The 16,072-nt window shown below is 71.9% G+C and carries 17 protein-coding genes and 1 pseudogene; 12 read left to right on the forward strand and 6 right to left on the reverse strand.

The annotated features are described in order from the left end of the window. The first annotated feature begins 16 nt into the window (after positions 1-16). The 4 genes and pseudogenes from G127AT_RS06340 to purQ all read left to right on the forward strand — a co-directional run bounded on the left by G127AT_RS06340 (position 17) and on the right by purQ (position 3,157). Positions 17-775 carry an amidohydrolase family protein gene (locus G127AT_RS06340; protein WP_210901165.1) on the forward strand — a complete coding sequence of 253 codons (759 nt, stop codon included), beginning with the start codon at positions 17-19 and terminating at the stop codon, positions 773-775. Then, a complete protein-coding gene (locus G127AT_RS06345; RefSeq protein WP_210901167.1) occupies positions 772-2,031 on the forward strand; it encodes a kynureninase in 1,260 nt (419 codons plus the stop codon). The genes G127AT_RS06340 and G127AT_RS06345 overlap by 4 nt, the downstream gene beginning before the upstream one ends. Before the next feature lie 92 nt (positions 2,032-2,123). Next, positions 2,124-2,357 (forward strand): annotated as a pseudogene (purS, locus tag G127AT_RS06350) (phosphoribosylformylglycinamidine synthase subunit PurS); the annotation flags it as partial. A 101-nt stretch (positions 2,358-2,458) separates the two neighbouring features. Then, the gene (gene purQ, locus G127AT_RS06355) at positions 2,459-3,157 is read left to right on the forward strand and encodes a phosphoribosylformylglycinamidine synthase subunit PurQ (RefSeq protein WP_210901171.1); all 699 of its coding nucleotides are present in this window, start codon (positions 2,459-2,461) and stop codon (positions 3,155-3,157) included. Between the two features lie 42 nt (positions 3,158-3,199). Here the strand turns inward: purQ and G127AT_RS06360 are convergent, their stop codons facing one another. The 3 genes from G127AT_RS06360 to G127AT_RS06370 form a co-directional block, all read right to left on the reverse strand. Next, a complete protein-coding gene (locus G127AT_RS06360; RefSeq protein ID WP_210901173.1) occupies positions 3,200-3,715 on the reverse strand; it encodes a hypothetical protein in 516 nt (171 codons plus the stop codon). Positions 3,716-4,024: 309 nt separating this feature from the next. Continuing rightward, a complete protein-coding gene (locus G127AT_RS06365) occupies positions 4,025-5,494 on the reverse strand; it encodes a catalase (protein ID WP_210901174.1) in 1,470 nt (489 codons plus the stop codon). Between the two features lie 44 nt (positions 5,495-5,538). Continuing rightward, positions 5,539-6,039 (reverse strand): Fur family transcriptional regulator, encoded by a 501-nt coding sequence (locus G127AT_RS06370; protein WP_210901175.1) that lies wholly within the window; start codon positions 6,037-6,039, stop codon positions 5,539-5,541. 159 nt (positions 6,040-6,198) lie between these two features. Here G127AT_RS06370 and G127AT_RS06375 point away from each other — a divergent pair, with 159 nt between their 5' ends. Genes G127AT_RS06375 through G127AT_RS06390 form a run of 4 tightly spaced genes read left to right on the forward strand, consistent with a single transcriptional unit; the run spans position 6,199 to position 9,857 of the window. After that, a complete protein-coding gene (locus G127AT_RS06375) occupies positions 6,199-7,380 on the forward strand; it encodes an ABC transporter substrate-binding protein (RefSeq protein WP_244857774.1) in 1,182 nt (393 codons plus the stop codon). 19 nt (positions 7,381-7,399) lie between these two features. Next, positions 7,400-8,209 carry an ABC transporter ATP-binding protein gene (locus G127AT_RS06380; RefSeq protein ID WP_210901176.1) on the forward strand — a complete coding sequence of 270 codons (810 nt, stop codon included), beginning with the start codon at positions 7,400-7,402 and terminating at the stop codon, positions 8,207-8,209. Continuing rightward, positions 8,209-9,009: an ABC transporter permease gene (locus G127AT_RS06385; protein WP_210901177.1), complete on the forward strand. Its 801-nt coding sequence runs from the start codon at positions 8,209-8,211 to the stop codon at positions 9,007-9,009. Before G127AT_RS06380 ends, G127AT_RS06385 begins: the two co-directional genes overlap by 1 nt. Continuing rightward, positions 9,006-9,857, forward strand: a complete 852-nt coding sequence (locus G127AT_RS06390; protein WP_210901178.1) for an ABC transporter permease — start codon at positions 9,006-9,008, stop codon at positions 9,855-9,857. The genes G127AT_RS06385 and G127AT_RS06390 overlap by 4 nt, the downstream gene beginning before the upstream one ends. 273 nt (positions 9,858-10,130) lie before the next feature. Here G127AT_RS06390 and G127AT_RS06395 read toward each other — a convergent pair whose 3' ends face one another. Beyond that, entirely contained in the window at positions 10,131-10,670 is a 540-nt protein-coding gene (locus G127AT_RS06395) for an adenine phosphoribosyltransferase (protein ID WP_244857776.1), read from the reverse strand. Between the two features lie 377 nt (positions 10,671-11,047). On the opposite strand from G127AT_RS06395, the gene G127AT_RS06400 reads away from it, so the two are divergent. Next, positions 11,048-11,509, forward strand: a complete 462-nt coding sequence (locus G127AT_RS06400) for a DUF3817 domain-containing protein (RefSeq protein ID WP_244857777.1) — start codon at positions 11,048-11,050, stop codon at positions 11,507-11,509. A 40-nt stretch (positions 11,510-11,549) separates the two neighbouring features. Here the strand turns inward: G127AT_RS06400 and G127AT_RS06405 are convergent, their stop codons facing one another. Beyond that, a complete protein-coding gene (locus G127AT_RS06405; protein ID WP_210901179.1) occupies positions 11,550-12,089 on the reverse strand; it encodes a hypothetical protein in 540 nt (179 codons plus the stop codon). A gap of 161 nt (positions 12,090-12,250) precedes the next feature. On the opposite strand from G127AT_RS06405, the gene G127AT_RS06410 reads away from it, so the two are divergent. From G127AT_RS06410 to G127AT_RS06420, 3 genes are all read left to right on the forward strand, one after another. Next, positions 12,251-12,523, forward strand: coding sequence for a hypothetical protein (locus G127AT_RS06410; protein WP_244857779.1), 273 nt, complete (start codon positions 12,251-12,253; stop codon positions 12,521-12,523). Between the two features lie 163 nt (positions 12,524-12,686). Continuing rightward, positions 12,687-14,969: a phosphoribosylformylglycinamidine synthase subunit PurL gene (purL, locus tag G127AT_RS06415; RefSeq protein WP_244857924.1), complete on the forward strand. Its 2,283-nt coding sequence runs from the start codon at positions 12,687-12,689 to the stop codon at positions 14,967-14,969. Positions 14,970-15,033: 64 nt separating this feature from the next. Further along, positions 15,034-15,288, forward strand: a complete 255-nt coding sequence (locus tag G127AT_RS06420; protein ID WP_210901184.1) for a hypothetical protein — start codon at positions 15,034-15,036, stop codon at positions 15,286-15,288. A gap of 60 nt (positions 15,289-15,348) precedes the next feature. On the opposite strand, the gene G127AT_RS06425 is transcribed toward G127AT_RS06420, so the two are convergent. Continuing rightward, a complete protein-coding gene (locus G127AT_RS06425; RefSeq protein ID WP_244857781.1) occupies positions 15,349-15,735 on the reverse strand; it encodes a DUF3021 domain-containing protein in 387 nt (128 codons plus the stop codon). Between the last annotated feature and the right edge of the window lie 337 nt (positions 15,736-16,072).

The raw sequence follows: 16,072 nt of genomic DNA on the forward strand, positions 1-16,072 counted from the left end.
TGCGCGAGATCCCCGAGTGGATGCCGCGGCGCGCCCCTCGGCGCTGCCGTCGCCCGCCGAGGCCGCCGTCGACGAGCAGGCGGCGTTCGGCGCCTCGGCCGTGAAGGTCGTGCTGAACGCGGATGCCGGGCCGGTGTTCGACGCGGCGACGCTCGCGGCGGTCGTCGCCGCGGCCCGCCGGGCGGGGCTGCCGGTCGCGGTGCACGCCGAGGGCGCGGGCATGGCGGCCCTGGCGATCGAGGCGGGTGTGGATGCCCTCGTGCACACCCCCTGGACCGAAGCCGTGCCCGACGCGCTCCTCGCAGCCGCCGCCGCGGCCGGGCAGCGCTGGGTGTCGACCCTCGACATCCAGGGCCGCGGGGCATCCACCCCGGAGCTCGCATGCGCGATCGACAACCTCGCCCGGTTCCGGGCGGCGGGCGGCACCGTGCTCTACGGCACCGACCTCGGCAACGGCGAACTGCCGGCGGGCGTGAACCCGCGCGAGATCGCCGCGCTCGTCGCGGCCGGCCTCGAAGCGCCGGGGATCGTCGCGGCGCTCACGGACCCGTGGCCGGCGGCATCCGCACCCCGCGGGGTGTCGACGTTCGTGCCGGGCGAGGTGCCGGCCTCGCTCGAGGAGCTGCCGGCGTGGCTCGCGAGCGCGGTCGTCGTGCCGAGCGAGGGGCTCGACCTCGACCCGGATGCGTGGGGGCCGCCGGCTGAGGCGAGCGCCGCCCGCAGCACGGCCGACGCGGCATCCACCCGGCCCGAGACCCCCGCGGAGCGCCCGTGACCCTCGACTCGCAGCTCGCCTACGCCCGCCGCGCCGACCGTGCCGACGGGCTCGCGCACTACCGCAAGCGGTTCGCCGGCGCCGAGACCCCGCTCGTGTACTTCGACGGCAATTCGCTCGGCAGGCCGCCGATCGCCGCCATCGAACGCGTCGAACGGTTCCTCCGCGAGGAATGGACCGGGCGGCTGATCCGCGGCTGGGACGAGTCGTGGCTCGGGCTCGCGCTCGAGATCGGCGACCGCATCGGCCGGGCCGTGATCGGCGCGAAGCCGGGGCAGACCGCGATCGGCGACTCGACGACGGTGCTGCTGTACAAGCTCGCGCGGGCGGCGCTGGACGCGCAGATGGCCCGGGATCCGCGCCGCGTGGAAATCGTCGTCGGCACCGACGACTTCCCCACCGACCGCTATGTGCTGGACGGCATCGCCCGAGAGCGCGGGGCGAGGCTCAGGTGGATCCGGTCCGACCCGGCCGGCGGCGTCACCCCGGCCGAACTCGCCCAGGTCGCCGGCCCCGAGACGGCCCTCGTCGTGCTCTCGCACGTCGCGTACCGTTCCGGGCACCTCGCCGATGCGCCCGAGCTGACCCGCATCGCCCACGACGCCGGCGCGCTCACCCTCTGGGACCTCTGCCATTCGGCCGGCTCGGTTCCGGTGCAGGCCGACCTCTGGGGCTTCGACCTCGCCGTCGGCTGCACCTACAAGTACCTGAACGGCGGGCCGGGCTCGCCGGCGTTCGCGTTCGTGCGCGAGGACCTGCAGTCGGCGCTCGCGCAACCGATCCAGGGCTGGTGGGGGGCCGCGGATCAGTTCGCGATGGGCCCCGAGTACGTGCCGGCCGCCGGCATCCGCCGCTTCCTCAGCGGCACGTCGCCGGTGCTCGGCATGCTGCCCATGCAGGACACGCTCGCGATGATCGAGGATGCGGGCATGCCTGCGATCCGTCAGAAGTCGGTGCACCTGACCGCGTTCGCGGTCGCCCTCGCCGAGGAATGGCTCGCCCCGCTCGGCGCGACCCTCGCCTCCCCCGCCGATCCCGCCGAACGCGGCGGCCACGTCACCTTCGCCCATCCGTCGATGCGCGAGGTCACCGCCCGTCTCTGGCAGCAGGATGTCATCCCCGACTACCGCGACCCCGGGGGCCTCCGCATCGGCCTCTCGCCGCTGTCGACCTCGTTCGAGGAGGTGCACGCCGGCATGGCCGCCGTCCGCGACACCCTGAAGGCGGTGCTGCTGGAGCGCACGGGGCTCGCCTGACGCGTGCCGTGTCGCCGCAGTGGATGCCGGGGCGCGCCGCCTCCCGCCGGTAGACTCGAGGCATCCATTCTCGCCACCGGACGGAGCACCACGTGCCAACAATCGTCGTCGACGTCATGCCCAAGGCCGAACTCCTCGACCCCCAGGGCAAGGCCGTGGCCGGTGCGCTCGCGCGCATCGGTGCCGCCGGCATCGACGGTGTGCGCATCGGCAAGCGTTTCGAGCTCACGGTCGCCGGCCCGATCGACGACGCACTGCGGGCCGAGGTGCAGCGGATCGCGGAGGAGATCCTGTCGAACTCCGTCATCGAAGACGTCGTCGGCATCCACTACGAGCAGTCGAACGCGGAACTCGCCGAGGCGGCGGCATCCGCCCCCGCCGCCGAGGGCTACGACGCGCCCGCCGGCGAGACGCACTGAGGCCGGCCATGCGCATCGGCGTCATCACCTTCCCCGGTTCCCTCGACGACCGCGACGCGCAGCGGGCCGTGCGGCTCGCCGGCGCCGAACCGGTCGCGCTGTGGCACGGTTCGCACGATCTCGAGGGGGTCGACGCGCTCATCCTGCCCGGCGGTTTCAGCTACGGCGACTACCTGCGCTGCGGGGCGATCGCCTCGCTGTCGCCGATCATGACCGAGGTGGTGGATGCCGCGGGGCGCGGTATGCCGGTGCTCGGCATCTGCAACGGCTTTCAGATGCTCGTCGAGGCGCACCTTCTCGAGGGCGGCCTGATCCGCAACGCGCACGGCACCTTCATCCGCCGCGATCAGCGGCTCGTCGTCGAGAACGCCGACACCGCCTGGACGAACGCCTTCGAGGCCGGGCAGGAGATCATCATCCCGTTGAAGAACGGCGAGGGCGGTTTCATCGCCTCGGAGGAGACGCTCGATCGACTCGAGGGCGAGGGCCTCGTCGCGTTCCGCTACGCGGGCGCGAACCCGAACGGTTCGCTGCGCGACATCGCCGGGCTCACGAACGAGCGCGGCAACGTCGTCGGCCTCATGCCGCACCCCGAGCACGCCGTCGAACCGGGCTTCGGCCCCGACACGCCTGCGGCGATGCGCTCGGGCGTCGACGGCCTCGGTTTCTTCGCGAGCGTCATCGAACGCTCCCTCGCCCGGGCGTAGGGCGCGGCCGCGCCGCTCGGACGCGGCTGCTGCGCGGCCCGCTCAGGCGCGCTGCCGGGCGGCTTCGACGGCGCGGATCGCGAAGCGGGTGCTCTCGAGCTGGTCTTCGGGGGCGCCGGCGGCCTCGCGGAGGGCGAGGGCGGCACGGAAGTCGGCGAGCGCGGCATCCAGCTCACCGATTTCGAAGCGGGTCTTGCCGCGGTGCTGCAGGCCGATGGCCTCGTGCACCCGCCACTCGTGGGTGCGGGCGTCTGCGATGCAGGCCGTGAACTCCGAGAGCGCCTCGTCGTAGCGGCCGTGCGCCTGCAGGATGGTCGCGCGGAGCAGGCGCGGGCGCTGGATGTCGCGCCGCTCCCCCGTGAACCGGGCGAGGCGGAGGGCCTGGTTGGCCTGGTCGAGGGCCTCGTCGAGCTGGCCGGAGACCTTGAACAGCCAGGCGCGTTCGCAGATCGCGTCGCGGCTGCGGAGCTGCCCGAGGGCATCGATGCGGCGCCCGACTTCGAGCAGGTCGACCTGCTCGCGGAGCGTTTCGGGGTCGTATCCGAGGATGAGCGGCATAGCCGTTCCAGGCTAACCACCACGGGCCGTTGCCGCGCCCAGCCCGGCGGCCGTGTCGCGCCCGCCGCCGCGCCCGCCTCCCGCGCCCGCCGCCCGCGCTCGCCGCCCGCGCCCGCCATCCAGAACGCTGTCCGGCGCTCACGCGCGCCATGGATTCGGAGATCGCCACGGTTTCGGATGGATAGGCCCGGATCCATCCGAAACGGTGGCGATCTCCGGAACGGTGGCGGCATGACGGCGCGCAGCACGGCGCCGGCGCATACGGAAGGGGCGGGGATGCCGCAGCATCCCCGCCCCCGGTGCGGTGCGTTACGCCGCGCCGTCTTCGACGGCGGCCTGCGCATACGCGGCGCGGAGCAGCTCGCCGAGTCCGGCATCCACGTTCGTCCAGTACTGGAAGAAGCGCTCGCGGATGTCGTCGATCGTGATCGCCTGGGCCTGGCCGAGCAGGGTCGCGTGGAAGCGCTCCTTCGTCTCGGCGGAGTACACCTCGCGGTAGAGGGTGCCGGGCTGGCCGAAGTCGTCGTCCTCGGCGTGCAGGGTGGCGGCGGTTCGGGTGAGCTCCCCGTCCGATTCCCAGGAGCCGGCGCCGGCGGCCTCGGCGGATGCCGTGGGCCCGCCGAATGAGTTCGGCGCGTACACGGGCACGCTCGGGTCGTTGAAGCCGTGGCGCTGCGCGCCGTCCTGCGAGTAGTTGTGCACCTCGGCGGCGTGCGGGGCGTTCACCGGGATCTGGTTGTAGTTGGTGCCGACGCGGTAGCGCTGCGCGTCGGGGTAGCTGAACACGCGGGCCATGAGCATCTTGTCGGGGCTGATGTCGATGCCGGGCACGGTGTTCGCGGGCGACAGGGCGGCCTGCTCGATCTCGGCGAAGAAGTTCTTCGGGTTGCGGTTCAGCGTGAAGTGGCCGACCGGGATGAGCGGGTAGTCGGCGTGCGGCCACACCTTGGTGAGGTCGAACGGGTTGAAGCGGTAGCCGGCGGCGTCGGCGTACGGCATCACCTGCACGAAGACGTCCCACGTGGGGTGCTCGCCCCGCTCGATGGCCTCGTAGAGGTCGCGGCGGTAGTAGTCGGCGTCGGCGCCGGCGATGGCCTCGGCCTCCTCGCCCGAGAGGTACAGGTCGCCCTGGCGGGTCTTGAAGTGGTACTTGACCCAGAAGCGCTCGCCGGCGGCGTTGATCCACTGGTAGGTGTGCGAGCCGTAGCCGTTCATCGTGCGCCACGACTGCGGCAGGCCGCGGTCGCCCATGAGATAGGTGACCTGGTGGGCCGACTCGGGCGAGAGGGTCCAGAAGTCCCACTGCATGTCCGAGTCGCGGAGGCCGGAACCCGGCAGGCGCTTCTGCGAGTGGATGAAGTCGGGGAACTTGATGCCGTCGCGGATGAAGAACACCGGGGTGTTGTTGCCGACGATGTCGTAGTTGCCCTCGGTCGTGTAGAAGCGCAGCGCGAAGCCGCGAACGTCGCGCCACGTGTCGGGCGAGCCCATCTCGCCGGCGACGGAGGAGAAGCGCAGCAGCGTCTCGCTCTTCGCGCCCTTCTGGAAGACCGCGGCGCGCGTGTACTGCGAGACGTCCTCCGTCGCGACGAACTCGCCGAACGCGCCGCCGCCCTTGGCGTGGACGATGCGCTCGGGGATGCGCTCGCGGTTGAACTGCGCGAGCTTCTCGACGAGGTAGCGGTCGTGCAGCGCGGTGGTGCCGTCGGCGCCGGTCGTGAGGGAGTGCGCGTCGCTCGGCACGGGGGTGCCGGTCTGGGTGGTGGTGTTCTCCGCCATGGGTTCCTTCTCTGTCGTCGCCCGGGACTCTCCCGGGCGTGGGGTCAGACGATGGGTTCGGGGGTGGATGCCGTGGGCCGGCCCTCGGGCGCGGCCCCGTCGCCGTGGGCCACGGCATCCACTGCACGACAGTCGGCGCACACGCCCCAGAAGGTGACCTCGGCGCGCTCGATGCGGAAGCCGTGATCGTGGCCGGGGGTGAGGCACGGGGAGGCGCCGACGAGGCAGTCGACGTCTTCGACGCGGCCGCAGCCGGTGCAGACGAGGTGGTGGTGGTTGTCTCCGACGCGGCGCTCGTAGCGGGCGGGTGAGCCGGCCGGTTCGATGCGGCGCAGGATGCCGGCGTCGGCGAGGGCGCCGAGCACCCCGTAGACGGCCTGCAGCGAGGTGGACGGGAGGGTTTCGGCGACGCGGGCGTAGACGGCCTCGGCACCCTCGTGTGGGTGGTCTTCGAGGGCGTCGAGCACGGCGAGCCGGGGCGCGGTGACCTTGAGCCCGGCGTCGCGCAGCACGCGGGCGTGCGGGGCGTCGTACTGCTCGGGCATGCCCCGATCGTAGCAGTTGTTTTGAGGCATTCAAGACAATGAACGACTCAAGACATCGAGGATCGCTCAGCGTCGCGCCGAGGCATCCGCACCCGGCGCCGCGCGGCCCGCCTCATGCGCAGATGAGCACGTGAAACGCGCCCGCAACAACATGAGAGAATGATGCTCAACGTCGGCCTCATCCGGTACATCGTCCGTGCCACCGACGGACGGGGCCGCGCCCACCGCACCCCCACCCCGCGCCGCACCACAGCATCCGCGACGCCCCGCCGAGAGGTCATCCACCCGATGAGATTCCGTTCCCGCCCCGCCCGGGCCGCCGCCGCAGCGGTCGCCGCCGCCGCAGCCCTCACCCTCGCCGCCTGCTCCTCGGGCGGCTCCGACAGCGAGGGCGGCGACGCCGAGAGCTTCGGCGAGCTGAACATCCAGCTCTCCTGGGTGAAGAACGCCGAATTCGCCGGCGAGTACTTCGCCATCGAGAACGGCTACTTCGCCGACGCCGGCTTCGACGACGTCACCCTCACCGCCGGCCCCACCGCGACCGAGGCGACCGTGCTGTCGGGCACCGCGCTCGTCGGCGTCTCGAACCCGGTCTCGACCGCGCCGGTCATCCTCGAGGAAGACGCGCCGCTGAAGATCATCGGCACGACCTACCAGAAGAACCCGTACACGATCCTCTCGATCGCCGGCAAGGGCGACATCAAGACCCCCGCCGACCTCGTCGGCAAGAAGATCGGCGTGCAGGCCGGCCCGAACGAGACCCTCTTCGACGCCCTCCTCGCCGTCAACGAGATCGACCCGTCCGAGGTCACCAAGGTCCCCGTCGAGTACGACCCGGCGCCCCTCGTCAACGGCGAGGTCGACGGCTTCTTCGCCTTCGTCACCAACGAGTCCATCACCGTCGAGAACCTCGGCAACGAGGTCGTGAACCTGCTCCTCGCCGACAACGGCCTGCCGTTCGTCGCCGAGAGCTTCGTCGTCACCGACCAGTCCATCGCCGAGAACCGCGAAGCCCTCAAGGCCTTCCTCTACGCCGAAGTGCTCGGCTGGAAGGACGCCGTCGCCGACGCCGACGAGTCCGCCCGCCTCGCCGTCGAGGTCTACGGCAAGGACCTCGGCCTCGACGCAGCCAAGGAGATCGCCCAGGCCAAGGCCCAGAACGAACTGCTCATCGTCACCGACGAGACCGATGCCAACGGCCTGCTGACGATCAGCGACGAGCTGCAGAAGCAGTCGATCGCCTCGCTCGCCGCCGCCGGCTACGAGATCGACGCCGAGCAGCTCTTCGACATGAGCCTGCTCGCCGAGGTCTACGACGAGCACCCCGAACTGCTCGAGTAAACAAGGAACGACCATCGCCGTGAACGCGAACACCGCCGCTGCCCGGGGCACCGCCCCGGGCAGCGGCATCGCCATCGACGGGCTCGGCAAGACCTTCGCGTCCGGCCGCAAGACCGTCACCGCCCTGCAGGACGTGACCCTGCACACCGAGCAGGGCAGCTTCCTGTCGCTGCTCGGCCCCTCCGGCTGCGGCAAGTCGACGATCCTGCGCATCCTCGCAGGCCTCGAATCCGCCACCGGCGGCACCGCCGCCGTCGACGGCAAGACCCCCGAACAGCTCCGCGACGCCCACGAACTCGGCATCGCGTTCCAGGATTCGGCGCTGCTGCCCTGGCGCAGCGTCCGCGCCAACATCCGCCTCCCCTTCGAGGTCGCAGGCCTGCCCGTCGACGCCCGACTCGTCGACGACCTCATCGAACTCGTCGGCCTCCGCGGATTCGAGGACGCCAAGCCCGGCCAGCTCTCCGGCGGCATGCGGCAGCGGGCATCCATCGCCCGGTCGCTCGTGCTGAAGCCCTCCGTGCTGCTCCTCGACGAACCCTTCGGCGCCCTCGACGACATGACCAGGCAGCGGCTGAACCTCGAGCTGCTGCGCATCTGGACCGAGAAGCCGGCGACGACCCTCATGGTCACCCACGGCATCTCCGAAGCGATCTTCCTCTCCGACCAGGTCGCCGTCATGACGCCCCGGCCCGGCCGCATCCGCGAGATCATGACGATCGACCTGCCGCGCCCGCGCACCCCCGAGATGATGCGCACCCCCGAGTTCCACGCCTACGTCGACCACGCGCAGGAGCTGCTCTTCGGCGGCCCCGACCCGGAGGTCTGATGCGCGCCGTCCGCACCCACCCGGTCGTCAGCGGCCTCATCGGGGTCGTGGCTCTGATCGCCGTCTGGTGGATCGGGGCCGCCCTGTTCTTCCAGCGCGGCGACGGCACCGGGGCCGTGCCCACCCCGCCCGACGTCGTCACCCGGCTCATCGAAGACGGCTGGGCGTTCTACTCCGCGAACCTCGCCGTCACCCTCGGCGAAGCCGGCATCGGCTACCTCTTCGGCAACGTGCTCGCCCTGCTCATCGCCGCCGTCGTGCTCGTCTTCCCGCGCGCCGAAACCGTCGCGATGCAGGTCGCCGTCGTCAGCTACTGCATCCCCATCGTCGCCATCGGGCCCATCATCTTCATCGTCATCGGCGCGCCGAAGACCGGCGAAGCATCCGGCACCGCCGTCGTGCTCGCCGGCCTCAGCGTCTTCTTCACGACCATGGTCGGCTCGGTGCTCGGCTTCAAATCCGCCGACCGCGCCTCGCTCGACCTCGTACGCGCCTACGGCGGCGGATCCTTTGCGCAGCTGCGTTTCGTCCGCCTGCGCTCGGCACTGCCCGGCATCTTCGCCTCGCTGCAGATCGCCGCGCCCGCCGCGTTCCTCGGCGCCATCCTCGGGGAATACTTCGGCGGCGTCGACGTCGGCCTCGGGCCGGCGATGACCTACGCCATGCAGAACCTCGACGCCGCCCGCCTCTGGGGCATCGCCCTCGTCTCCGGCCTCGTCGCCGGCGGCGCGTACGCGCTCATCGGCCTCGCCGGCCGCATCGTGAACCCGTGGGTGCACCGCGAACGGAGGAGCGCATGACGGCATCCGTCGACGAACCCGTCGAGACGCCCGAAGAAGCCGGCGCCGACGCGCAGTCGTTCGCCTCTCGCGCCGCGGCCTTCGGCGGCGTATGGCGCAACCTCGCGACCGGCCTCGTGTCGCTGGCGATCGTGCTCGTGCTGTGGTGGGTGCTGCTGTGGGCCTTCGACGTCTCCCCCTACGTCGGCAAGGGGCCGCTCGACGTGTTCGCGTACCTCTTCCTCGACGAGGATGCCGGCGAGCACCTCGGCGCCCTCGGCACCCTCCTCGGCGAAACCCTCGTCGACGCCGCGATCGGCTTCGTCACCGGCCTCGCGCTCGCGATCGTCATCGCCGCCCTGTTCATGCTCTCGCGCGGCGTCGAAGCGGCGCTCATGCCGGTGGCGATGCTCTTCCGCAGCGTTCCGCTCATCGCGATGGCGCCCGTGCTCATCCTCATCTTCGGCCGCCAGGGTGCGACCGTCGCGGCGATGGGCGCGATCGTCGTCCTCTTCCCGGCGCTCGTGACGATCGTCACCGGCCTCCGCAGCGCGTCGAAGGCGATGACCGACGTCGTCACCGTCTACGGCGGCGGCACCTGGAAGCAGCTCAGGCTCGTCGCCTTCCCGTCGAGCCTGCCGTCGTTCTTCGCGGCGGTGCGCATCTCGATCCCCGGCGCGATCACCGGAGCCCTCCTCGCCGAATGGCTCGCGACCGGCCGCGGCCTCGGCTACGGCATCGTCTCGGCCATCGGCCGCGCCCGCATCAGCGAGGTCTGGGCCGACGTCGTCGCGATCACGCTCGTCTCGATCGTGCTCTACAACCTGGCCCTCGTGGTCGAGACGGCGGTGCTGAAGCGGCGGTCGTGAGCGGGCGTGCCGGCATCCGTCCGGCATCCGTCCGGCATCCGCCGCTGTTCGCACGAGCGGGCGACGGCGGGGCCGCCGGTGCGTCCCGGCATCCGCCCGCGTCACGAAAACAGGCCACGGCGGGGCCGCACGCGTCGATTCGGCCTGTTCTCGGTGCGCCGCAGTCGATTCGGCCTGTTTTCAGAACCGGGTCGAGGCGAGATGGGGCGGCGGGCGGATGCCGGGGGCCGATGGATGCCCGGGGCCGATGGATGCCGCGGTGCCGCGGCCCCGTTAGTACTGCAGGAGGCTGAAGACCTCGTAGCGGTCGCCGAGGGCGGCGCGGCCGCCGAGGTCCTCGAGCTCGATCGCGACCGAGATGCCGGCGACGACCCAGCCGGCGCGCTCGACCAGGCGCGCAGCGGCACCGACCGTGCCGCCGGTGGCGAGCACGTCGTCGACGATGAGCACGCGCGAACCCGGCGGCAGTTCGCCCTCGTGCACTTCGAGGGCGGCCGTGCCGTACTCGAGGTCGTACTCCTCGGTGAGCACCGCGCGCGGCAGCTTGCCCTGCTTGCGGACCGTCAGCACGCCCGCACCGCACAGCGCCGACGCCGCGCCGGCGAGCAGGAACCCGCGCGCCTCGACGCCGCCGAGGTGGTCGAAGCGACCGGCGAAGGGCGCCGTGAGCGCCTCGGCGAGCGCATGGAACGCGGGGCCGTCGGCGAAGACCGGGGTGAGATCGCGGAACAGGACGCCCGGCTCGGGGAAGTCGGGGATCACCGCGAGGTGGCTCTCGACCAGGGAACGGGCATCGGCAAGGGGCGAATTCACCGTCCGAGGATATCGCGGGCGGCCTGGGGATCGCCGGGGATCGCAGCCTCCGCCTCTCCGCCGGTGCGCGGGTGCTTGCCGAGACGCCGCACTCGGCGATATCCGCTTCCGGGGGTCGATTCCCGCCACATGCACGGGGAACTCCGCGGAAACGTGGCAGGAAATGACCCCCGGAACGGAGAAGAGAGCGCGCGGGGCGGAGAGCGGGTGCGGGAGCGGGTGCGGGAGCGGGAGCGGGAGCGAGCACCGGAACGGGAGCGGGAGCGGGAGCGACGGCAGGGCGATCCGGCATCCGCTCGGGATCAACCGTTCGTTCGATGCGGATGCGCAGGCTCGGCCGGGAGGATGGAAGCATCCCCGACCCCTGGAGTTCCCCCGTGTCACCGAAACGCCTGTTCCGTTCGCTCGCCTTCGCCGAGGCGGTGACGTGGACCATCCTGATCGCCGCGATGATCCTGAAGTACGGGGCCGGGTGGGATGCGGCCGTGCTCGTCGGCGGGTCGATCCACGGATTGGTGTTCCTCGCCTACGCGGGCATCTCGATCCTCGTCGGCGTGAACCAGCGCTGGAACGTCGGCGCGATCGCCTTCGCCGTGCTCACCGCGATCGTGCCGTACGCGACGGTGCCGTTCGAGCTGTGGCTGATTCGCCGCGGCCGCCTCGACGGGGACTGGCGGCGCGGGCCCGGCGAAGCGCCCGGCGACCGGGGCTGGGCGAACCGCGTCATGTACTGGATGCTGGCCCGCCCCCTCGTCTTCGGTGCGGTCTTCGTCGTGGCGGTCGTGGCGATCTTCGCGGCACTGCTCGTCATCGGTCCGCCCGGCGGCCGGGAGGCGTGAGCCCCGGCATCCACTCGGCCCGTCTTCTGCCAGCGGTCGCTCAGTGCACGATCGCGCTCAGCAGCATGACGATCAGCCCGAGGCTCGCCGTCACCGCCGCCGCCAGCAGGCGCGCCCACCACGGCCGGCCGCGGTGCGCGGCCCCCGTGAAGCCGATGATCGCGAGCACCGCGACGCCCGCCCACAGCGCGAGGTCGTAGGCGAGGTCCTCGCCCAGGATCCCGAGCACCCCGGTCAGCAGCAGGAGCGTCGGCACGATCATCGCCACCAGCAGCCCGACCGAGTCGGCCGCCGCCGCGCGCAGCGCCCGCATGACGCCGCGGAACGTCGCCCGGCGTTCGTGCTCGCGCGCGACGGCGCCCGCGAAGACGTGCGCAACCCACAGCACCCCGACCGTGCCCACCGTGAACAGCAGGACCTCGAGATCGCTGTCGTCCTCCCCGTGGACGGCGATGAGCGCGCTCACGAGGATGACGCCGTACACGGCCGACTCGCTGCGGTACGCGCGCGCGAACGGTTCGATCGGTCCGAGCGCCCGCACGGCATCCGCTGCGCGAGGCGGCTCGTCGCTGGCCCCCATGCCGTCATCGTATCCGCAGGTAGCGCTCGTCGGCGGGTACCGCTCCTCCACAGGCGCCGTACGTGCACGCGTCGTCCACGGTCTCGAGCGGATGCCGCCCCGCGCCCGTTCGGGTCTGGCATTCTCGGGGCATCCACCGCGACAATGGAAAGGTGCTGACCATGACCGAACCTCAGGTGTGGACCCTCATCGGGGTCTTCGCCGCCGGCATGCTCGGAACGATCACGATCGTCTCGACCCTTTTCGTGCGGGTGATCCGCGCCGAGATCGCCAGGCTCGACGCGCGGATCGGCGGCATGCACGGCGAACTCGACGCGAAGATCACCGGCCTCCGAAGCGAACTCAAAGGCGACATCGCGGCGCTACGCGGCGAAGTGCGCGCGCTCGACGGCGACGTGCAGGCGCTCATGAAGCGCACCTTCGGCATCGAGTGACGGCGCGGCCTGCGAGGCCGCGCCGGTAGACTCGAGAGGTCCGGCATCCGCCCGCGGCACCCGATCGCCGCCCTCTTCTGGAGCTCGCCCTGTGACCGCATCCACACCCGCCGAGACGCCCGCGCACGAGCGCGACGCGGCATCCGCACCCGGCACGGCCCCCGTGCTCGACACCGTCGACGTCGCCGCCGCCACCCCCGAGAAGGAGCAGCCGTACGCCGCCCTCGGGCTGAAGCCCGACGAGTACGAGCGCATCCGCAACATCCTCGGCCGCCGGCCCACCTCCGCCGAGCTCGCGATGTACTCGGTGATGTGGAGCGAGCACTGCTCCTACAAGTCGTCGAAGGTCTACCTCAAACAGTTCGGCAAGAAGGTCACGCCCGAGATGAAGCGGGACCTCATGGTCGGCATGGGCGAGAACGCCGGCGTCGTCGACATCGGCGAGGGCTGGGCCGTCACCTTCAAGATCGAATCGCACAACCACCCGAGCTACATCGAACCGTTCCAGGGGGCTGCGACCGGCGTCGGCGGCATCGTCCGCGACATCATCTCGATGGGCGCACGCCCCGTCGCCGTCATGGACGCGCTGCGCTTCGGCCGCGTCGACGACCCCGACACCGCCCGCGTCGTGCACGGCGTCGTCGGCGGCATCTCCTTCTACGGCAACTGCCTCGGCCTGCCGAACATCGGCGGCGAGACCTGGTTCGACCCGGTGTACCAGGCCAACCCCCTCGTCAACGCGCTCGCCGTCGGCGTGCTGCGGCACGAAGACCTGCACCTCGCCAATGCCCGCGGCGCCGGCAACCAGGTGGTGCTGTTCGGCGCCCGCACCGGCGGCGACGGCATCGGCGGGGCATCCATCCTCGCCTCCGACACGTTCAGCGAGGGCGGCCCGACGAAACGGCCCGCAGTACAGGTCGGCGACCCCTTCGCCGAGAAGGTGCTCATCGAGTGCTGCCTCGAACTGTTCGCCGGCGACCTCGTCGAGGGCATCCAGGATCTCGGCGCGGCCGGCATCTCGTGCGCGACGTCGGAGCTGGCCTCCAACGGCGACGGCGGCATGTCGATCGTGCTCGACCAGGTGCTGCTGCGGGACCCCTCCCTCACCCCCGAGGAGATCCTCATGTCGGAGTCGCAGGAGCGCATGATGGCCATCGTGCGCCCAGAGAAACTCGACGGCTTCCTCGAGGTCGTGAAGAAGTGGGACGTCGAGACCAGCGTGCTCGGCGAGGTCACCGACACCGGCCGCCTCTCGATCACCTGGCGCGGGCAGGAGATCGTCAACGTCGACCCCGCCACCGTCGCCGTCGACGGCCCCGTCTACGAACGGCCCGTCGCCCGCCCCGAATGGATCGACGCCCTGAACGCCGACACCGCCGCGAACCTGCCCCGACCTGCGGAGGCCGGCGAGCTCGAAACGCAGTTCCGCGCCCTCATCGGCAGCCCCGACCAGGCCGACGCGAGCTGGATCACCGACCAATACGACACCTATGTGCTCGGCAATACCGCGCTCGCCACCCCCGACGACGGCGGCATGATCCGCGTCGACGAAGCATCCGGGCTCGGCGTCTCGCTCGCCACCGACGCCAACGGCCGTTACTGCCAGCTCGACCCACGCGAAGGCGCGAAGCTCGCCCTCGCCGAGGCGTACCGAAACGTCGCCGCGACCGGCGCGAAGCCCGTCGCCGTCAGCGACTGCCTGAACTTCGGCAGCCCCGAGAACCCCGAGGTCATGTGGCAGTTCTCCGAGGCCGTCGAAGGCCTCTCGGACGGCTGCCTCGAACTCGGCATCCCCGTCACCGGCGGCAACGTCTCCTTCTACAACCAGACCGGGGACGTGCCGATCCACCCCACCCCCGTCGTCGCCGTCATGGGCGTCATCGACGACGTCGGCCGCCGCGTGCCGAGCGGCTGGCAGGATGACGGCCACAACATCTACCTGCTCGGCGACACCCGTGCCGAACTCGACGGCTCGGCCTGGGCCGGCGTCGTGCACGACCACCTCGGCGGGCGGCCCCCGGCCGTCGACCTCGCCGCCGAGCGGCGCCTGGCCGAACTGCTCGTCGCGGCTGCCTACGACGGACTCGTCGACTCGGCCCACGACCTCTCCGACGGCGGCCTGGCCGTCGCCCTCGCCGACGCCGTCTCGCGCTTCGGCGTCGGCGCGCGCGTCTTCCTCGACGAGGTCGCCGCCGACGCCGGGCTCGACCTGGCGACGGTGCTGTTCAGCGAATCGCAGGGCCGGGCGATCGTGACCGTGCCCCGCGAAGACGACGTGCGCTTCCAGGCGTTCTGCGCGGCGCGCGGATGCCCCGTGCGCCGCATCGGCGTGACCGATGCCGAGTCGGGCGCCCTCGACATCCAGGGCTCCTTCGCGCTGCCCGTCGCCGAGATCGTCGCCGGCCGCCGCGCGCCGTTCGAGACCTTCGGCGAACTCGTCAGCTGACGTCGTGGACAGGGCGGTCGGGGGCGCGGGTTCCAGGCCCGTTGGGGCCGGCGCAGGGGCCGAGGTGCTCGGGGCCGTCGCGGGGTGGATCGGCGCCGCGCTCGTCGCCGCGATCGCGATCGGCGTCGTCGTGCGCTTCGTGCGGGCGCCCCACGGCATCCGCTCGCGCCTGCGGCACGCCTTCAGCCCGATCGGCGCCGCCGGCGAGACCTACCAGCGCCTGCACACCGGGCAGGCCGGCCTGCAGGAGTCGTTGATCGAAGCCGTCGCCGAGCAGGAGGCCGGCGCGGCCGGGCGAGAGGGCCGTTCCGGTCGCTGAACGTCACGCCCGCGCGGCCGGCGCGGTCAGCGCACGGGCACGGTCAGCGCACGGGCGCGGTCAGCGCGGGCGGCGGGTGCGCAGGCCGATCAGGGCGAAGAGCGTCCAGAGCACGGCGCCGGTTCCGAGGAACACGGCGACCACGAGCGCGACGCCCCAGAAGTCGTCGAGCGGGAACCATCCGCTCGCCAGCAGCGCCGGCAGCACCGTGCAGACCATGACCGCGAAGTGCACCGCGGTCTGCTTCGCGAGGCTCCACCGCTCGATCCCGTAGATCACCGATGCCCCGCACGTCGCCGCGACGATGATGCCGACGCAGAACGTCGACCGCGCCTGCGCGACGTCCCCGCTCGCCTGCAACGCGATCGCGATCGCCGACATCACGACCAGCGGGATGCCGGCGAGCAGGAGCGCGCGCACTCCGAGACGCGGTGCGGTGCGTGCCACGGGCCCCCTTCGTCGTGCGGTGCCCCCATCCTGACAGATGCGGCGGATGCCGGAGACGCTGCTCCCCTAGGGGCGGTGATGCGGGGCCGTGCAAGGCGGGGCGCGGTGGCACCGAAGGTGCGGTGGTGCCCGAAGGCGCGGTGGCGCCCGAAGGCGCGGTGGTGCCCGAAAGTGCGGTGGTGCCCGAAAGTGCGGTGCCCCGACGAGCGGGCGGATGCCGGGTGCGATGCTTCCCGAAGCTGCACCGGTCCGGGGTGCGGCAGTGCGGGGTGCGATGGATGCCCGGGCGCCCGGCAGCCGTCCGACGCACCCACCGCAGGAGTGCCGATTTCCCGTG

Origin of the sequence: Agromyces archimandritae (assembly GCF_018024495.1) — a bacterium.
Taxonomy (GTDB): domain Bacteria; phylum Actinomycetota; class Actinomycetes; order Actinomycetales; family Microbacteriaceae; genus Agromyces; species Agromyces archimandritae.